This window comes from Ferrovibrio sp., from assembly GCF_046297895.1.
Taxonomy (GTDB): domain Bacteria; phylum Pseudomonadota; class Alphaproteobacteria; order Ferrovibrionales; family Ferrovibrionaceae; genus Ferrovibrio.
This window is the reverse complement of sequence record NZ_JBKBHC010000004.1, coordinates 1-14,577: the sequence shown is the minus strand read 5'-3', so window position 1 is coordinate 14,577 and position 14,577 is coordinate 1. Positions and strand designations below refer to the sequence as shown.

Below are 14,577 nucleotides of genomic sequence, written 5' to 3'. Positions count from 1 at the left end.
GTTATTCGTCTTCGGCGACGCCGAATTCCTCGTCGATCGAATTCTGCTTCGAGGCGAACCAGAACAGCGACACGACGAAGGCGATCAGCGAGCCCTGCGCAGCCATGTAGAAGCCGAGCGGGAAGCCGATGATGCGGATATTGTTCAGCTGCGGCGCGAAGAAGTGCACCACGAAGCCGAAGAAGAACCAGATCGCCAGCATCGTCCACATGAGGCCGGACGTTCTGGCCCAATAGGCCTTGGCCTTTTCCGGAGTTAGGTCTGACATGAAGCGCTCCTGCCCCTTGTTGTTTATGCTTCGGTTATGCGCCTGACGGCGGATTCGACCCGCACGCCAGCTTCGTGCAGTATAGGAGTCGGCACTTGCCGCAGCCCATTAGACCAAAGTTTAAGCGAGGTTTGACAGGCATTTATGCCAGCGTACCACAGGGGAGAAACGCATTTTGCTGCGCCGCACACTCGAGTTCTTTTTTCCACCGTCGGTTTCGACGCCAGACGAGCTGAAAGCCTTTGCCGCTGGCGAAGCCGCCTATCTGGCCCAGAAGACGGTGATCGGCTATTGCCGCGTCAAGACCATGTACGACTACGAGAAGTTGCTGACCGAGCCCGCCTTCCGGGACCAGCAGGAACTCTGCCGCTGGGAGGCCTTTGCCGGCACCCTGGCCGACATGCTGATCCTGATCGAGGGCTGGCTGCGCCCAGGGGATGCCGAGGCCCGGCGCCGGCTGGGCGATTCGCTGGCGGCCCTTTATCGGGCCATCCTGAATGAAGAGGTACCTGCGCACCGCCGGGACTGGGCCGATGCCATCGCTGCCTTCGACAGCCGCTTTGCCCTGGCCCGCCAGTCGGAGCCGGCCTCGCCGGAGCAGGTGGTGACCGAAACGGCGAAGCTGATCCATCAACTGGTGCCGATCGCCGACCGGCTGAAGCGCAACGACCGCGAGGTGATCAACGGCGACCTGCGCCTGCATGCGCTGGCCGCCCATGCCTCGATGCTCAAGCGCTTCCGCCGCGATGCGCTGGTCGCGGCGCTGACGGCATAGGCCATGCGGCGGCGGCTGATCGGCGGGATGCAGCGCCTGCTGGGCGCGGTCCGCTCGGCACCCGTCGCCGCCCGCTTCACCCTGCCGGCCGACGAACCGCTGTCCACCCTGCCCGCCCTGCTGTTCGACACCGAGACGACGGGACTGAACGTGCGCCGCGACCGGCTGGTCTCGATTGGCGGCCTGCCCTGCCGCGGCGCCGAGCTGCAGGACATGCCGCCGGTCGATTTCCTGGTGCATCCCGGGGTGAAGATTCCGCCGGCCTCGACGGCGATCCACGGCATCGGCGACGAGATGGTGGCCACTGCGCCCTCCCTGCCGCTGGTCTGGCCCAGCCTGCAGCTTGGCTGGCAGGGCCGCGTGATGATCGGCCACAACATCGCCTACGACCTGGCGCTGCTGCGGCACGAGGCGGAACGCCACCGCCTGCCCTATCATCCGCCGGCCGCCGCGCTGGATCTGGGCCTGCTCTATGCCGGGCTGAAGCCGCGCGCGGCCACCATCACGCTGGAGCATGTGGCCGCCGAGTTCGGCATCGCCATCGGCGGCCGCCACACGGCCCTGGGCGACGCCGAGGCCTGCCTGGGCATCTGGGCCCGCATGCTGCCGGCGCTGACGCGCATCGGCGTCGCCACGCTGGGCGGCGCGCAGGCGTTGATGCAGAAGCAGCGCGACATCCTGCATGGCCAGGGCAATGCGGGATGGGCCATCGAGATGCTGCTGCCGCACGGCCTGGCCCATGCCGGGAGATCGGGCCATGGCTGACATACCCGCGCATGTGCCCGACCTGGAACCCTATCGCCGGCGCGTGGCCGAGATCATGCGCAGCCCGGCGCAGACCATCGCCGAGGACGCGCTGCTGCCCGCCATCGCCAGGCGCATGGCCGAGGATGCGCGCGGCGCGCTGCTGGTGACCAACCGCTTCGACCAGGTGGTGGGCATCCTGACCGAACGCGACATCACCCGCGCGCTGGGCAAACATGCCGCGGCGGCGCTGGGTTTGAGCGCGGGCGACATCATGACCCGCGAGGTGGTGGCGATCAACGAAAGCGCCTTCATGTTCCGCGCCATCGGCCGCATGCGCCGCATGAACCTGCGCTACCTGCCGGTGACCGACGATGCCGGACGTTATACCGGCATGGTCTCGGCCCGCGCCCTGCTGGCGCTGCGCGCGCTGGACGGCCAGGTGATCGCTGATGAGCTGGACGTGGCGCAGACGGCGGAAGAACTGGGCCATGCCCGTGCCGCATTGCCGCAACTGGCGACGCATCTGCTGCAGGATGGCAGCGGCGCGCGCGAGGTGGCGGCCGTGATCTCGGGCATCTACTGCGACATCACCGCGCGCGCCAGCGCCATCGTCGAGGCGCAGATGCAGGCCGAGGGCCAGCCGGCACCGGCGCCCTGGTGCATGCTGGTGCTGGGCTCGGGCGGGCGCGGCGAAAGCCTGCTGAAGCCCGACCAGGACAACGCCATCGTACATGCCGGCAGCAGCGAGGACGATGGCTGGTATGCCCGCGCCGGCGAACGCGTGGCCGACCTGCTGGACGCCGCCGGCATCCCCTATTGCAAGGGCGGCGTGATGGCCAAGAACCCGGGCTGGCGCGGTGCCCAGGGCCAGTGGCGCAGCCGCGTGACCGACTGGATCAAGCGCCACTCGCCCGAGGCGCTGCTGAACGTCGACATCTTCTACGACCTCAAGCCCGTCTACGGCGCGCTGCGCCTGGGCGAGGGCCTGCGCAACGAGGCGCTGGCGGCGGCGCGCTCCTCGCCGGTCTTCCTGCGCCTGCTGGCCGAGCAGACGGCGCAGCTGCATCCCGCCATCGGCTTCTTCGGCCGCCTGCGCGCCGGCGAGGGCGGCAGGGTGGACCTCAAGCTCGGCGGCCTGCTGCCGCTGGTGAGCGCGGCGCGGCTGATGGCGCTGAAGCTGGGCAGCAACGCCACCGCCACCGACGAGCGCCTGCGCGCCGTGGGCCGGGTGGGCCTGATCGGCCCGGAGGACCTGAACGGCCTGATCGAGGCCCAGGGCCTGCTGCTGCGCCTGATCCTGGAACAGCAGATCGCCGACCTGGCCGCCGGCCGCGAACCCGGCAGCAAGATCGACCCGGACGCGCTGAACCGCCGCGACCGCGACCGCCTGAAGGCGGCCCTGAAACACCTCGATCTGCTGCCTGACATGATCCAGGGCGTGCTGACCAGCCAGGCCAGCCTGACGCAGCCCGACGGGCCCACGTGACTCGCAGCCCCTTCCCAGAGGCCGGCCTGACCCAGAGGCCGGCCTGATTGGCGCTTAAAGCCGGCTGGCGCCGGCGCCTTTGCGCCCGAGGCGACCGGTTTTGCGTCGCCGGCAGCGGCTTTTGCGTCGTTTTGAGTCGGTTTTGCGTCGTTATCCCCTTGAAATCATTTGCCCTGACAAAAAAGAACATATCATAAACAAGAACAAACGGCCAGCCTGAATTTTTGGCGCCCCGATCCGGCCCATCGCGCATACCATCGCATGCCGGACGCCGCTTGATCTTCATCAAGGCCACCCCGGGCCCGGGCCGCCATTCTGCAGCGGCAAAGGGGAAGCCCATGACCAGCGCCTATGAACTCGTGCACCGCCATGTGGAAGCAGCCCTCGCCGAGGCCGCGCAGCACGCCATCCCGCCCGAGACGGTGGCCAGCGACCTGATCGCCGATGCCGTGCGCGTGCTGAAGACCCGGCGCAGCATCGCGGATATCAGGTCGGAACTGATGTTCGTGATCGAGAACCTGGAAGACCGCGATTATGAGTTCATGCGGCCCTAGATTACGACCTCAGTAAAAGGGCTCGTCCTCGTCGGGATCGCGGAACAGCACATCGTTCTGGAACATCACGGCCGCGCCCATCTGCACGCTGCCGAAGGTGAGCCCGGTGAAGAACCACAGCAGCAGTACCGGCATGGGATGCAGGGCGGTGTCGAGCAGCAGGCGGCCAAGCCCAAAGGCATTGCTCCAGATCACCGCCGCCACGAATACCGAGGCCAGAGCAAAACCGACCAGCGCATGCAGGCCCAGGAAGCGCACATGCGGCGGCATCCAGGCGATCAGGCGGCGCGGGCCATATCTGCGGCGGGCGGTCATGATTTAAAATTATAGCGCGTAAATACCGTGCCGACGCAGGCGATAGTGTCGCAGGCCCGGCTCGGAAACCGCCCTAGAACAATCGCCCCTGCCGCGCATCCTTTTCCGGCGGCACGAACAGGTCCTTGCGCAGGCTCAGCCGCCGCTCGTTGAAGCCGATGCGTTTGATGGCCAGGGCGAAGCGCTGCGCGATCAGGTCGGCATAGGCGCCCTCGCCACGCATGCGGCCGCCGAAATCGGCCACGTAATCCTTCCCCCCGCGTGCCTCCTGCACCAGCTTCATCACCTTGGCGGCGCGATCGGGGAAATGCTCGGCCAGCCATTCGCGCCACAGCTCCTTCAGCTCGAACGGCAGGCGCAGCAGCACCCAGCCGGCCTCGCGCGCGCCGGCCTCCCAGGCCACTTCCAGCAGGCGTTCCAGTTCCATGTCGTTGACGGCGGGAATCATCGGCGCCGTCATCACCCCGGCCGGAATGCCGGCGTCGTTGAGCATGCGGATGGCTTCCAGCCGCTTGGGCGGCGTGGAGGCGCGCGGCTCCATGGCACGGGCCAGTTTGCGATCCAGCGTGGTGAGCGAGACGAACACCTTCACCAGCCCGAGTTTTGCCATCTCGGAGAGGATGTCGATGTCGCGCGTGACCAGATGGTTCTTGGTGACGATGCCGAGCGGATGGCGCGTCTCCAGCAGCACTTCGAGGATCGCGCGCGTGATCTTCAGCTCGCGCTCCACCGGCTGGTAGGGATCGGTGTTGGTGCCCATGGAGAGCGTGGCCGGACGATAGCCGCGCGCCGACAGCTCCTGCCGCAGCAGCATCGCCGCGTTGGGCTTGAACACGATCTGGGTTTCGAAATCCAGCCCGGGCGAAAAACCCAGATAGGCATGGCTGGGGCGCGCGAAACAGTAGATGCAGCCATGCTCGCAGCCGCGATAGGGATTGATCGAGCGGTCGAAGGGAATGTCGGGCGAGTCGTTCCAGGCGATGATTTTGCGCGTGCTGTCTTCATGCAGCACGGTTCGGATCGGCTCGCCGGTTTCCAGATTGTCCCAGCCATCGTCCTCGCGCTGGCGCGTTTCCGAGTCATAGCGGCTGCGCACCGCGCTCAGCGCGCCCCGGCCGCGCCGCGCATCGGGATGTGCATGGTCGGCGGGGGTGGAAATGGCGCGCGGAACGATTTTTGACATGGCGGGAGACTAGACCGGCAATGAGAACATTTCAAGAAATAATCAGATTATATGAATATAGTCCTTTGATCCGGAATTGGGGCCGCTTCGCCATGGATAGGCCCATCATCACGCTGAAATCAGAGAAGGCATAAGTCGAACCAGAAAGGCCGTCATGGCCGGGCTTGGCCCGGCCATCCATGTGTTTTTTCACGTGTCGAGACGTGGATGCCCGGCACACGGCCGGGCATGACGATTTCCCTTAGCCGGTTGAACCTTCACAGTTCGATATTGTAGCGCACGAAGGGCGCGCGTTTGGCCACGCGCTCATACAGCCGCCGTGCCGTGCCGTTGAATTCCTCGGTCTGCCAGTACAGCACGCCGGCGCCCTTGGCCTTCGATATCTCGGTGACGGCCGCGATCAGCCGGCGGCCGATGCGTTTGCCGCGCGCTTCGGGCACCACGAACAGGTCCTGCAGATAGACGTTGCCGCCCCGGTTCCAGGTGGAGGGATGCAGCAGATACTGCACAAGGCCCAGCGCGGCCTCGCCCTCCCAGGCCATCAGGCCTTCGATCGCGTTCGTCGGATCGAGCAGCCGCTGCCAGGTGAAATCGGTGACGGCCTCGGGCACGGATTTTTCGTAAAAGGCCAGATAGCCGCGCCACAGCGGCTCCCAATGCGCGCGTTCATTCGCGGCCACCGGGCGGATGACGATATCGGACATGGATAGGGGGTTCCTTCAAGCGGGACCCGATCCGATTAGCGCGAGGACGGCAGCGGCATAAGCGCCAGTTTCGGCAAAACAGATGGAGCCAGTAGGCCCCGCTTGTCCTATTTGCTGCCGCCGCGTCGTTCATGCTCGCGCAGGCGCGGAAACAGTTCGACGAAATTGCAGGGCTTGTGGCGGTAGTCGAGCTGGTCCTTCAGGATCATGTCCCAGGCATCGCGGCAGGCGCCGGGCGAGCCGGGCAGCGCGAACAGGTAGGTGCCGCGCGTGACGCCGGCGGTGCAGCGCGACTGGATCGTGGAGGTGCCGATCTTCTGGTAGCTGAGCATGCGGAACAGCTCGCCGAAACCCGGAATGCTTTTCTCGAAGATGCCCTCGAAGGCCTCGGGCGTGACATCGCGGCCGGTGACGCCGGTGCCGCCGGTGGACAGCACAACATCAATGGCCGGATCGTCGATCCAGGCCTTCACCTGGGTGCGGATGGCGTCGATCTCGTCCTTCACGATGGCGCGCGCCGCCAGCAGATGTCCGGCCTCGGTCAGCCGCTCGACCAGCGTGTTGCCCGATCTGTCGTCGTCGACGCTGCGGGTATCCGACACGGTCAGCACGGCGATGCGCACCGGCACAAACAGGCGCTTGCCATCGGCATCGACGAAAGATTGGGGTTGCAGTTCGGTCATGGCGCGGACTCCCGGAAACGACGGCCAGTAATCTAGGGCGGATCAGCGGCCTTGGGCAGTCTGCTGCGCGCCGTCGAAAGCCTTGTAGAGCGGCAGGCCACCGGTCATGGCGTCCTTCAGGCTGGGATCGGGCTGGCCGATGCGGGTGCGGTAGATCCAGTAGTTGGTCAGCACGCGCTGCACGAAATTGCGCGTCTCGGCCAGCGGGATGGTCTCGATGAACAGCAGCGGGTCGGATGCGGCCTCGGGGTTGGCGCGCAGCCATTTCTGCAGATTGCCGGGGCCGCCGTTATAGGCGGCGGCGAGGTAGAACAGGTTGCCCCGGATCATCGGCATCTCCAGCAGGTGCTGCAGATAACGCTGCCCCAGTTCGATATTGTATTCCGGCGCGAACAGCTTATGGCGGCCGCTCTTGTGATGCAGGCTGCGGTCGCCGGCCACGGCGCCGGCCGTGCGCGGCATGAGCTGCATCAGGCCGGTGGCGCCGGCCGGGCTCATGGCGCGGGCGTTGAAGGCGCTTTCCTGGCGCATGAAGGCGAAGACCAGGGCGCGGTCGACGCTGAAGCCGCTTTCCGGTTCCCAGGGCGGCAGCGGATAGAGCGCGTGGTCGAAGCCCTCGCCCTTCACCGTGTACCAGGCGATGCCGATGCGCATGGAGGATGCCGGCGCCTGCATACGGCTGGCGAAACCGAGCAGCGCGCCGGCCAGCTGATCGGGCGCCTGCGAGAAGAGCCGGGTGATCTCGCGGTCGGCGCGCACCGCCTCGCCGACCTCGCTCAAGGCCATGGCGCGGCGCAGGGCCGGCATGTCGGAGAGTTTGCGGATTTCGTCGTCGCTCAGCGGCGGCGGCGACCAGCGCAGGGGCTGGTCCATGCCGAGCTGGGCCAGGCTGAGCTGGCCGTAGAAGGTGCGCTCCTGCTGCGCGCCCACTTCCAGCAGGCGGATCGCTTCCGAAGGCTGGCGCAGGCGCAGCATCACCCGCGCGCCCCACCAGGCGCCGGCGGCGCGGTTCCAGCCGGCGGCGGTCTTTGAAAAGGCCAGGTTCTCGAAATGATGGGCCGCGTTGTCGTAACGCCCCAGGCGCCAGGCGGCCAGACCGGCCACCCAGTCGGCTTCCGGCACGCGGGCGCGCGAGCGCTGGGCCGCCGGCGCGGCATGGCGCAATGCTTTTTCGTCGTCGCCTTCCAGCATGTAGTTCCAGGCCAGGCGGCGGCGCCAGTCGTCGTATTCGGATGCGCTCAGCTTGGCGCGGATGTCGGGTTTGGCCAGGAAGGCTTCCGCTTCGGCGAAGCGGTCGCGCTTCAGCATGGCGTTGAACTGCACCTCGGCCTGGGCGATGGCCTTGCGATGCTCGGGGTCGCGATCCCTGGGCACCGGGCGGCGACGCGCGGTGGCCACCTCGCCCGGCTGTTCGCCGGCATACTCGCCCAGATCGGTGCCCAGCGGCCCCGGCGGCGCCCTGTCCTTGCGCGGCTTCTTGCGCAGGGCCAGGCGATAGATCTCCTCGGCACCGGGATGGTCGCGGTATTTCACCATCCAGTCCTGCAACTCGGCATAGGAGGAATTGTAAGCGTTGGGATGGGTGTAGCGCTGATGCAGCACATGGCCCAGCAGCAGCTTGTTCTTCAGCCGCGCGATCTCGCGGTCGGCCTTGGCCCATTCGGTGTCGGCCTGGAATTCGAAGATGCGCTGGTAGCGTTCGACATCGGCGGCCTCCAGCATGGCGGGCAGGCTGGTTTCGGTATCGCCTGCCGTCGCCAGCGATGCGAGCTGTTCGGGCGTCGCGGACGGAGCCTGCGCTCCAGCCTGTTGCGCAAAGGCTGGCGCCTGCCCCCCGATGGCCAGGAACAGGGCCAAAGCGGCGCTGCATCCCAGGCGTCTGATCCCCACCCCGTTTTTCATCGCTGCCCCGGATAGCCCAAGATGGGTTAACGGACAAGTAAACTCGGTGCGGCCAAAAACAGAAATCGCGCTATTCCGCCAAATGCTGTGGCAGTTTCAATATGATACCGGCAGCCAGGACACAGCCCAGGGCGCAGATCGCAATCGGCCAGGTGTAGCTGCCGGTCACGTCGAAGACCCAGCCGGCCAGCGTCGGACCCAGCAGCGTGCCGGCCGCCACCGAGGTATAGAGCACGCCCAGCACCGCCGACATGGCGCGCAGGCCAAACAGATCCGCCGTGAAGGCCGGGATGAGCGCGACGAAGCCGCCATAGAAGAGCCCGAAGGCCAGCGCGAAGACGGCGAGTGCGAGGAAGCCCTGCGCCACGATCCAGTAGAACAGCGCCACGCCGCTGAGCAGCATCACCAGGCTTAAACTGCGGCCGCGGCCGATACGGTCGGCCACGCCGCCGAGCACGAAGCGGCCCAGCGTGCTGCCCACGCCGATCAGGCCGACCAGCCACACGCCTTCCGAACGGCTCAGGTCCTGGTCCATGGCAAACGGCGCCAGATGCACGAAGGGCACGAAGGTGCCCACGCAGTTCAGCGCGCCGGCGGCATAGAGCAGCCAGAAGGCGCGATGGCGCAGCACGGCGCGCAGCTCCATGCCTGCCGGTGGGCCGGCGGCGGCGGCAGCCGGCGTGGCTGCACCGTCGGGCTGCAGGCCCATGGCAGCCGGCGAGGCGCGCAGCAGCATCGTCGCCAGCGCACCCAGTACCAGCACCACGATGCCGAACAGCACATAGGTGCCGCGCCAGCCCAGATGTTCGATGGCGAAGGCTGCGGCCGGCGGCGCCGCCATGGTGCCGATGCCGATGCCGGCCACCGCCCAGCCCGAGGCCTGGCCGCGTTTGGCCAGGAACCAGCGCTGCACCGTGCCGATCGCGGGCACATAGGAAAAGCCGACGCCGATGCCGATCCCTAAGCCATAGAAGATCACGATGGAAGCCAGGCTGTCGGCGAAGCTGGCGGCGATCAGTCCCAGGCCGATGCAGGCCATGCCGAAACCCACCACCGGGCGCGGCCCGAGGCGGTCGGCCAGACGGCCGCTGAGCGCGCCGAGCGCGAAATACAGGAAGCCGGCGGCCGAGAATACCAGCGACACGGTGCCGCGCGAGGCGCCGAATTCGCGGCTCAGGGGTTCGAAAAAGGCGGGAAACGTATAGGCCGCGCCAAAGCCGGTGAACATCACCAGGAAGGCGGCGGCAACGACGATCCAGCCGTAGAAGACGGAGCCGGTCACAGGCCGAGTTGTTCCAGCTTGGCCGCAAGTTCCAGCATGTCGTGCCAGGCCTCGCGCTTCACGCCGGGCTGGCGCAGCAGATAGGCGGGATGCAAGAGCGGCATGGCCGGAATGCCGATGCCCTCGCGCTGGTATTCATGCCAGCGACCGCGCGTGCGGGTGATGCCCTGCGTGGTGCCCAGCAGGGTGGCGGCGGCATGCTTGCCGGCGCAGGCGATCACCTTCGGCTGGACCAGTTCGATCAGGCGCTCGATGAAGGGCTTGCAGGCAAGGATCTCTTCGGTTGAAGGATCGCGGTTGCCCGGCGGCCGCCAGAAGATGATGTTGGAGATGTAGGTATTCTGCTCGTCGCGGCCGATGGCCTTCAGCATGCGGTCGAGCAGCTGGCCGCTCTCGCCCACGAAAGGCAGGCCCTGGGCGTCCTCGTCGCGGCCGGGCGCCTCGCCGATGATCATCAGCGGCGCCTGCGGGTTGCCGCGGGCGATCACGGTGTTGGTGGCGGTGGCCTTCAGGCCGCAGCCCTCGAAGCTTTTGATCGCCGCTTCCAGTTCCGGGATGGTCTGGCAGGCCCGGGCGGCGCGGCGGGCGGCGCTTTCCACGTCGGAGGCCGAGAGCAGCGCCGGGGCGGAAGCGGCCGGTGCACGCGGCGGCGGGTTGGCGGATGGATTGCCACCCGGAATCGGAGCGGCGGCCTGGCCCGGAACCGCAGCCGGGCGCGCCGCCTCGCGTGCCGGGGGCGCCTGGGTACGGTCCACCGGCTGATCGCCAATCGCCTCGTCTACGCCGGCTTCGGCGTAGAACAGGGCGATCTCGAGCAGAGAAGGCGGAAAATCAGTGGCTTCCGTTACGTTCATGACCGTGCGGACGGGGCTCGCGCCGTTGGCTTGCCCCCCATAGTCTGGTAAGCAAACGGGGGACGTCAACCCAAGGCGTCCGATTAAAAAACCAGCCAAACGACCAGCCGCCAGCGGCCCGACCAGCCGGCCGGCCAAAAGTTAAGGGGTGCCCCGCGATGGAACGCGAAGCGATGGAATACGACGTGGTGATCGTGGGCGCCGGCCCGGCCGGGCTGTCGGCTGCGATCCGCCTGAAGCAGCTCGCTGCCGAACAGGACCATGACGTATCGGTTTGCGTGATCGAAAAGGGCTCGGAAGTCGGCGCCCATATCCTGTCGGGCGCGGTGATTGATCCCATCGCGCTGAACGAACTGATCCCCGACTGGAAGGACAAGGGCGCGCCGCTCAACACGCCGGTCACTGACGACCGCTTCATGATCCTGACCGAAGCGAACCACATCCCGATCCCGAACATCGCCCTGCCGCCGCTGATGAACAATCACGGCAACTACATCGTCTCGCTCGGCAATGTCTGCCGCTGGCTGGCGAGTCAGGCCGAGGAGCTGGGCGTCGAGATCTTCCCGGGCTTTGCCGCCGCCGAGGTTCTGTATGGCGACAAGGGCGAGGTGGTGGGCGTGGCCACCGGCGACATGGGCATCGGCCGCGACGGCGAAAAGAAATCGGGCTATACCCCGGGCGTCGAACTGCGCGGCAAATACACCCTGATCGCCGAAGGCGTGCGCGGCTCGCTGGCCAAGGAGATCCAGCAGAAGTTCAACCTGCGCGACGGCGTCGATCCGCAGAAGTTCGGCATCGGCATCAAGGAGCTGTGGCAGATCGATCCGGCCAAGCACAAACCGGGCCTGGTGATCCATACCCAGGGCTGGCCGCTGGACAGCGCCACCGGCGGCGGTAGCTTCATGTACCACCTGGAAGACAACCAGGTGGCCGTGGGCTTTGTGGTGCACCTGAACTACCAGAATCCGCATCTGTCGCCCTTCGACGAGTTTCAGCGGTTCAAGACGCATCCGAGCGTGCGCGAGTATTTCGAGGGCGGCAAGCGCATCGCCTATGGCGCGCGCGCCATCAACGAAGGCGGCCTGCAGTCGATCCCGAAGCTGACCTTCCCGGGCGGCGCGCTGATCGGCTGCTCCGCCGGCTTCGTGAACCTGCCGCGCATCAAGGGCAGCCACAATGCGATGAAGACCGGCATGCTGGCGGCCGAGGCCGCTTTCGAGGCGCTGAAGGGCGGCTCGGCCGGCGGCGACGAACTGGCCGCCTACCCGGAAGCCTTCAAGGCCTCGTGGTCGTACAAGGACCTGTGGAAGGTGCGCAACGTGAAGCCGGCCCTGGGCTACGGCATGTGGCTCGGCACGCTGGTCGGCGGCATGCATATGTGGCTGAACGACCTGGGCCTGGGCTTTCTGGTCGGCTGGACCTCGCGCCATGCCAAGGCCGATCACGAGAGTTTGAAGCCGGCCGCGCAATGCAAGCCGATTGCCTATCCCAAGCCCGATGGCAAGATCAGCTTCGATAAGCTGTCTTCGGTGTTCCTGTCGAACACCAACCACGAGGAGGATCAGCCGATCCATCTGCGGCTCAAGGACCCGTCGATCCCGATCGCCAGGAACCTGCCCATGTATGACGAGCCGGCGCAGCGCTACTGCCCGGCCGGTGTCTATGAGGTGCTGCGCGACGACGACGGCAAGAACCCGCGCTTCCAGATCAATGCGCAGAACTGCGTCCACTGCAAAACCTGCGACATCAAAGACCCGGCGCAGAACATCAACTGGACCGTCCCGGAGGGGGGCGGCGGTCCGAATTATCCCAACATGTGAGACGATGACAGACCCAGCCTCCCGCAAGCGTCACCCCACCCTTCTCTCCTTCCGGCCGCAACCGCGGCTGCGGGCCGGCCTGCTGGCTGCTGCCGCGCTGATGGCCCTGCCGCTGGCGGCCTGCGGCGGCGGCACCATGTCGGGCAGCCAGCCGCGCGGCACCTATCGTCTCGACAGCCCGTACGGCAACTTCCTGGCCGCGCGCCATGCGCGCGAGACCAACGACACCAGGGCCGCCGCCGATTACTACCTGCGGGCCCTGCGCGAGGATCCCAGCAGCGCGCTGCTCAACCAGGGCGCCTTCGTCGCCCTGCTCGCCGACGGCCGGGTTGCCGAAGCCGTGCCGTTGATCCCGGCCCTGCGCCAGCTCAATCCCGGCGAATACCTGCCGCGCATGACCCAGGCCTCGGCGATGATGCTGGCCCGGGATTACGACGGCGTGCTGCGCCTGGTGAGCGACGGTCCCAATAACGGGATTCACGCCGCCTTCAATCCCCTGCTGGCCGCTTTTGCCCATGCCGGCAAGGGCGAGGCGGATCAGGCCGTCGCCAGCCTGCAGAAGCTGGAACGTCACCCGCTGCTTGGCGGCGTGCATGCGCATCTACGCCCGCTGCTGCTCGATCTGCTCAATCAGGCCGAACCGACCGAGGCCGCCTATCGCGAGGCGATCGAAGGCCGCGAGCGGCCGGGCACGCGGCTGGTGGATGGCTATGCCCGCTTCCTGGAGCGCAACGGCCGTAGCGCCGAGGCGCGCCGGCTGCTGGACCAGCAGCTTGTACTCAACCCGGACAACCCGGTCCTGCTGCATGGCCTGCGCCGGCTGGACACCAAACGCAGCGCCCCGACCGAGCCGCTGGTCGGCAATGCCGTGGACGGCCTGGCCGAAGCACTGTTCGCCTCTGCCTCGGCTTTCGGCCGCTCCGACGGCGGCGAACTGGCCGAACTGCACCTGCAGCTTGCCCTGTTCCTGCGGCCCGACCTGGACGATGCCCGCATGCTGCTGGGCGACATCTACGAAACCCGCGAGCGCTGGGAACAGGCGCTCGCGATGTATGGGCGGGTGTCGCCGGCATCGGCCTATGTCGAAAGCGCGCAGCTCCGCCAGGCCTGGTGCATCAACGAGCTGGGCCGGGGCGAGGACGCGGTGCGCATGCTGCGCCGCATGGCCAATACGGCGCCAGACAGCTCGCGCGCCATCCTCACGCTGGCCGACCTGCACCGGCAGATGGAACGCTGGAGCGAGGCGGCCGAGGAATACACCGAAGGGCTGAAGCGCATCAAACAGATCGAGCCGCGCCACTGGGCCATCTTCTTCGGCCGCGGCGTGGCCTACGAGCGCTCGAAGCAGTGGAACAAGGCCGAGCCCGACATGCTGAAGGCGCTGGAACTGCAGCCCGACAACCCGCTGGTGCTGAACTACCTCGGCTATTCCTGGGTGGACATGAACGTTCATGTCGAACGCGCCACCAAGATGATCGAGCGCGCCGTGGCGCTCAGGCCCAATGATGGCGCCATCGTGGATTCCCTTGGCTGGGCGCTGTATCGCCAGGGCCGTTTCGAGGAAGCCGTGGTGCAGCTTGAGCGCGCCGTCGAACTCAAGGGCGGCGACCCGGTGATCACCGATCATCTCGGCGACGCCTACTGGCGGGTCGGTCGCCGCGAGGAAGCGCGTTTCCAGTGGCGGCGCGCGCTGGGCCTGAAGCCCGAGCAGGATCTGGCCGTGCAGGTGCAGCGCAAGATCGAGCAGGGCCTCGATCCGGTTGCGGCCAAGTGAAGCCTGGCTGACGCCATGGCCGATGGCCTCAGCCGGCTGGCGCCGGCCAAGATCAACCTGTTCCTGCACGTTACCGGCCGGCGCGCGGATGGCTATCACGACCTGGAAAGCCTGGTCGTTTTCGCCCAGGCACCGGATGCCTGCGACCGGATTTCTGTGGCGCCGGCCGAGGCCTTGAGCCTGCGCATCGAGGGCCCGCGGGCCGAGGGCCTGGCCGCGGACGAGGACAA

General features: G+C 67.0%; 14 protein-coding genes and 1 pseudogene. 7 read left to right on the top strand and 8 right to left on the bottom strand.

Going from position 1 to position 14,577, the window contains the following annotated elements:
• Position 1 precedes the first annotated feature (1 nt).
• A complete protein-coding gene (locus ACK4FK_RS07140) occupies positions 2 to 268 on the bottom strand; it encodes a DUF4212 domain-containing protein (RefSeq protein ID WP_409743134.1) in 267 nt (88 codons plus the stop codon).
• Positions 269 to 443: 175 nt separating this feature from the next.
• On the opposite strand from ACK4FK_RS07140, the gene ACK4FK_RS07135 reads away from it, so the two are divergent.
• The 4 genes from ACK4FK_RS07135 to ACK4FK_RS07120 all read left to right on the top strand — a co-directional run bounded on the left by ACK4FK_RS07135 (position 444) and on the right by ACK4FK_RS07120 (position 3,830).
• Complete coding sequence (locus tag ACK4FK_RS07135; RefSeq protein WP_409743130.1) at positions 444 to 1,043, top strand: hypothetical protein; 600 nt, start codon at positions 444 to 446, stop codon at positions 1,041 to 1,043.
• Between the two features lie 3 nt (positions 1,044 to 1,046).
• Positions 1,047 to 1,808, top strand: a complete 762-nt coding sequence (locus ACK4FK_RS07130) for a PolC-type DNA polymerase III (RefSeq protein WP_409743127.1) — start codon at positions 1,047 to 1,049, stop codon at positions 1,806 to 1,808.
• Entirely contained in the window at positions 1,801 to 3,276 is a 1,476-nt protein-coding gene (locus tag ACK4FK_RS07125; protein ID WP_409743124.1) for a DUF294 nucleotidyltransferase-like domain-containing protein, read from the top strand. The genes ACK4FK_RS07130 and ACK4FK_RS07125 overlap by 8 nt, the downstream gene beginning before the upstream one ends.
• A gap of 338 nt (positions 3,277 to 3,614) precedes the next feature.
• On the top strand, positions 3,615 to 3,830 hold the full coding sequence (locus ACK4FK_RS07120) for a hypothetical protein (protein WP_409743121.1): 216 nt from the start codon (positions 3,615 to 3,617) through the stop codon (positions 3,828 to 3,830).
• A gap of 9 nt (positions 3,831 to 3,839) precedes the next feature.
• Here the strand turns inward: ACK4FK_RS07120 and ACK4FK_RS07115 are convergent, their stop codons facing one another.
• The 7 genes from ACK4FK_RS07115 to ACK4FK_RS07085 form a co-directional block, all read right to left on the bottom strand.
• Complete coding sequence (locus ACK4FK_RS07115; protein ID WP_409743118.1) at positions 3,840 to 4,145, bottom strand: hypothetical protein; 306 nt, start codon at positions 4,143 to 4,145, stop codon at positions 3,840 to 3,842.
• A gap of 73 nt (positions 4,146 to 4,218) precedes the next feature.
• Positions 4,219 to 5,328, bottom strand: a complete 1,110-nt coding sequence (locus tag ACK4FK_RS07110) for a PA0069 family radical SAM protein (protein WP_409743115.1) — start codon at positions 5,326 to 5,328, stop codon at positions 4,219 to 4,221.
• A 257-nt stretch (positions 5,329 to 5,585) separates the two neighbouring features.
• Positions 5,586 to 6,032: a GNAT family N-acetyltransferase gene (locus ACK4FK_RS07105; RefSeq protein WP_409743112.1), complete on the bottom strand. Its 447-nt coding sequence runs from the start codon at positions 6,030 to 6,032 to the stop codon at positions 5,586 to 5,588.
• A gap of 107 nt (positions 6,033 to 6,139) precedes the next feature.
• Positions 6,140 to 6,715, bottom strand: coding sequence for a molybdenum cofactor biosynthesis protein B (moaB, locus tag ACK4FK_RS07100; RefSeq protein ID WP_409743109.1), 576 nt, complete (start codon positions 6,713 to 6,715; stop codon positions 6,140 to 6,142).
• 42 nt (positions 6,716 to 6,757) lie between these two features.
• Positions 6,758 to 8,605 (bottom strand): lytic transglycosylase domain-containing protein, encoded by a 1,848-nt coding sequence (locus tag ACK4FK_RS07095; RefSeq protein WP_409743107.1) that lies wholly within the window; start codon positions 8,603 to 8,605, stop codon positions 6,758 to 6,760.
• A gap of 82 nt (positions 8,606 to 8,687) precedes the next feature.
• Positions 8,688 to 9,899 carry an MFS transporter gene (locus tag ACK4FK_RS07090; RefSeq protein WP_409743104.1) on the bottom strand — a complete coding sequence of 404 codons (1,212 nt, stop codon included), beginning with the start codon at positions 9,897 to 9,899 and terminating at the stop codon, positions 8,688 to 8,690.
• Positions 9,896 to 10,753 (bottom strand): uracil-DNA glycosylase, encoded by an 858-nt coding sequence (locus ACK4FK_RS07085; RefSeq protein WP_409743101.1) that lies wholly within the window; start codon positions 10,751 to 10,753, stop codon positions 9,896 to 9,898. Before ACK4FK_RS07085 ends, ACK4FK_RS07090 begins: the two co-directional genes overlap by 4 nt.
• Positions 10,754 to 10,911: 158 nt before the next feature.
• Here ACK4FK_RS07085 and ACK4FK_RS07080 point away from each other — a divergent pair, with 158 nt between their 5' ends.
• The 3 genes and pseudogenes from ACK4FK_RS07080 to ACK4FK_RS07070 form a co-directional block, all read left to right on the top strand.
• Positions 10,912 to 12,573: an electron transfer flavoprotein-ubiquinone oxidoreductase gene (locus ACK4FK_RS07080; protein WP_409743098.1), complete on the top strand. Its 1,662-nt coding sequence runs from the start codon at positions 10,912 to 10,914 to the stop codon at positions 12,571 to 12,573.
• A gap of 4 nt (positions 12,574 to 12,577) precedes the next feature.
• Positions 12,578 to 14,347: a tetratricopeptide repeat protein gene (locus ACK4FK_RS07075; protein WP_409743094.1), complete on the top strand. Its 1,770-nt coding sequence runs from the start codon at positions 12,578 to 12,580 to the stop codon at positions 14,345 to 14,347.
• Between the two features lie 15 nt (positions 14,348 to 14,362).
• Positions 14,363 to 14,577 (top strand): annotated as a pseudogene (locus ACK4FK_RS07070) (4-(cytidine 5'-diphospho)-2-C-methyl-D-erythritol kinase); the annotation flags it as partial.

Bases quoted from the DNA above. Each gene is read 5' to 3' on its own strand.
- ACK4FK_RS07140 (WP_409743134.1), bottom strand. From the start codon at position 268: ATGTCAGACCTAACTCCGGAAAAGGCCAAGGCCTATTGGGCCAGAACG.
- ACK4FK_RS07130 (WP_409743127.1), top strand. From the start codon at position 1,047: ATGCGGCGGCGGCTGATCGGCGGGATGCAGCGCCTGCTGGGCGCGGTC.
- ACK4FK_RS07125 (WP_409743124.1), top strand. From the start codon at position 1,801: ATGGCTGACATACCCGCGCATGTGCCCGACCTGGAACCCTATCGCCGG.
- ACK4FK_RS07120 (WP_409743121.1), top strand. From the start codon at position 3,615: ATGACCAGCGCCTATGAACTCGTGCACCGCCATGTGGAAGCAGCCCTC.
- ACK4FK_RS07115 (WP_409743118.1), bottom strand. From the start codon at position 4,145: ATGACCGCCCGCCGCAGATATGGCCCGCGCCGCCTGATCGCCTGGATG.
- ACK4FK_RS07110 (WP_409743115.1), bottom strand. From the start codon at position 5,328: ATGTCAAAAATCGTTCCGCGCGCCATTTCCACCCCCGCCGACCATGCA.
- ACK4FK_RS07105 (WP_409743112.1), bottom strand. From the start codon at position 6,032: ATGTCCGATATCGTCATCCGCCCGGTGGCCGCGAATGAACGCGCGCAT.
- moaB (WP_409743109.1), bottom strand. From the start codon at position 6,715: ATGACCGAACTGCAACCCCAATCTTTCGTCGATGCCGATGGCAAGCGC.
- ACK4FK_RS07085 (WP_409743101.1), bottom strand. From the start codon at position 10,753: ATGAACGTAACGGAAGCCACTGATTTTCCGCCTTCTCTGCTCGAGATC.
- ACK4FK_RS07080 (WP_409743098.1), top strand. From the start codon at position 10,912: ATGGAACGCGAAGCGATGGAATACGACGTGGTGATCGTGGGCGCCGGC.
- ACK4FK_RS07075 (WP_409743094.1), top strand. From the start codon at position 12,578: ATGACAGACCCAGCCTCCCGCAAGCGTCACCCCACCCTTCTCTCCTTC.